General features: G+C 60.2%; 2 protein-coding genes and 1 pseudogene. 1 reads left to right on the top strand and 2 read right to left on the bottom strand.

The window, feature by feature from the left end; genetic code table 11:
• A pseudogene (locus WCA53_RS04240) lies at positions 1-478 on the bottom strand (uracil-DNA glycosylase family protein); the annotation flags it as partial.
• Between WCA53_RS04240 and WCA53_RS04245 the strand changes: the two are divergent.
• Complete coding sequence (locus tag WCA53_RS04245; RefSeq protein WP_423905845.1) at positions 386-649, top strand: hypothetical protein; 264 nt, start codon at positions 386-388, stop codon at positions 647-649. The pseudogene WCA53_RS04240 and the gene WCA53_RS04245 sit on opposite strands and share 93 nt — an antisense overlap.
• On the opposite strand, the gene WCA53_RS04250 is transcribed toward WCA53_RS04245, so the two are convergent.
• The coding region (locus WCA53_RS04250; RefSeq protein WP_423905843.1) for an NAD(P)/FAD-dependent oxidoreductase at positions 615-1,715 on the bottom strand (1,101 nt) is incomplete at its 5' end. The genes WCA53_RS04245 and WCA53_RS04250 overlap by 35 nt on opposite strands.

The raw sequence follows: 1,715 nt of genomic DNA on the forward strand, positions 1-1,715 counted from the left end.
CGTCTCAATCAGTCGATGTGCGTGTTTGAAAGCCTCCACGATCGCGCGATACGCGCTCTCGCGCGTTCCGGCATCGGGGGCACGAAGCGCATATGAAAGATGAAAGGTCGCGACGACCAGACGCCCATCGTGTTCGATCGCGTCGCCAATCGAAGCCTGCAATTTCACCGTGGATTTTTGCAGCACCGACTTCAACGCGGTCGTGCCCAATGCAACGACGACGGTGGGATCGTGCTCCGCCATTTCGCGTTCGATCCAGTAGTGGCAGGCATCCACTTCCCGTTGCGCCGGTGTTTTGTGCAGGCGTCGCTTGCCACGCGGTTCCCACTTGAAATGCTTGACCGCGTTGGTTACATACACTTGCTTGCGGTCCACGCCGGCCTCGATGAGCGACGCTGTCCAACAAGGCGTCAGCAAGACCGACAAACGGCTTACCTCGCAGTTCTTCCTGATCGCCGGGTTGTTCTCCGATCACCATCAATGGCGCTCGATGCGGACTCGAACCCGGAACGGCCTGCGTCGCCGCTTGCCACAGCGCGCAGCGTCGGCATTGATCGAGGCGCTGCGATTGCTGGTCCGCACGAATGCCAATGGGCAGGGAAGCCATGGCTGCATCAGCCGGCAGCGCTGCGCGCTTGCGCCAGCGTGAGTGTGGATCGCATGGCTTCCGCCAGGCGCGCGGTGGGAGCTTCGCGGTCGCACGCTACGGCTGCTCCAACAAGCCCATCTTTCATCAGATAGGCGATGAAAGCCTGCGTATTGAGATCGCCGTCGATCACCACCTCGTCGTGCTCGCTCGCGTGGCCGAGATATTCAAAGCGCTTGCCGAAGTGATAAGTCCAGAAATACGGCACGCCCGTGTAATGCTCGTTGCCACCGGCCATGTTCAGCGCCGCGACACGCGCCTGCTGCTGGGCGACGCGCCAGTGTTCTATGCGCAGTGTCTTGTCCGAGCGCGGCAGCGAGAATTGCGCGATGTCGCCGGCTGCATAGAGACCGGGTGCGGCTTGCATCGATGAATCCACGGGAATGCCGCCGTCATCGGCAAGCACGATCCCGTTTAGGAAATCCGTAGCGGGGCGCACGCCCGTTCCAACGATCACGACCTCCGCCGGCAGTCGTTCGCCGCTCTCGAGTTCTGCTTCTCTCACGACACCATCGCCCAGGAATGCCGCGACCTTGGAATCCATGCGAAAGACGACGCCGTTTTTTTCGTGCAGCCGCTGGAACATCCCGCCGAGTTCATTGCCGAATTGTGAGCCGAGCGGCACTTTTCCCGGCGCGACGATAGTTACGTCCATCCCTCGCTTTCTCAATGACGATGCAACCTCCAGTCCGATGAAACTTGCCCCGACGATCAGCGCCTTTCGCAGGCCGTCCAGCGATGCAAGAATAGTCGTGGCATCGTCATGGGAACGCAACGTGAACACGCGGTGCAGGTTCGAACCGGGCACGTCCATCGGTTTCGCAATGCCGCCCGTGCAGATCAGCGCGACGTCGTAGCTTAAGACGCGTTCGTGTGGCAAGCAGATTTGCTTCTTAGCAGCGTCGAGTTTCACGACCTCTGCTTCAACGCGTTCAATACGCTGTGTCGAAAGGAAATCGTCCGGCAAAAGGGGCGAAATCTTCTCGGGAGGCATGTCGCCGGCAAGCACGAACTTGCTGAGCGCCGTGCGATCGTAAGGCATGCCGCGTTCGCGTCCGATCAACAAAAG

The sequence above is a fragment of the Caballeronia sp. genome (assembly GCF_049581465.1).
Classification (GTDB): Bacteria; Pseudomonadota; Gammaproteobacteria; order Burkholderiales; family Burkholderiaceae; genus Caballeronia.

Bases quoted from the DNA above. Each gene is read 5' to 3' on its own strand.
- WCA53_RS04245 (WP_423905845.1), top strand. From the start codon at position 386: ATGAGCGACGCTGTCCAACAAGGCGTCAGCAAGACCGACAAACGGCTT.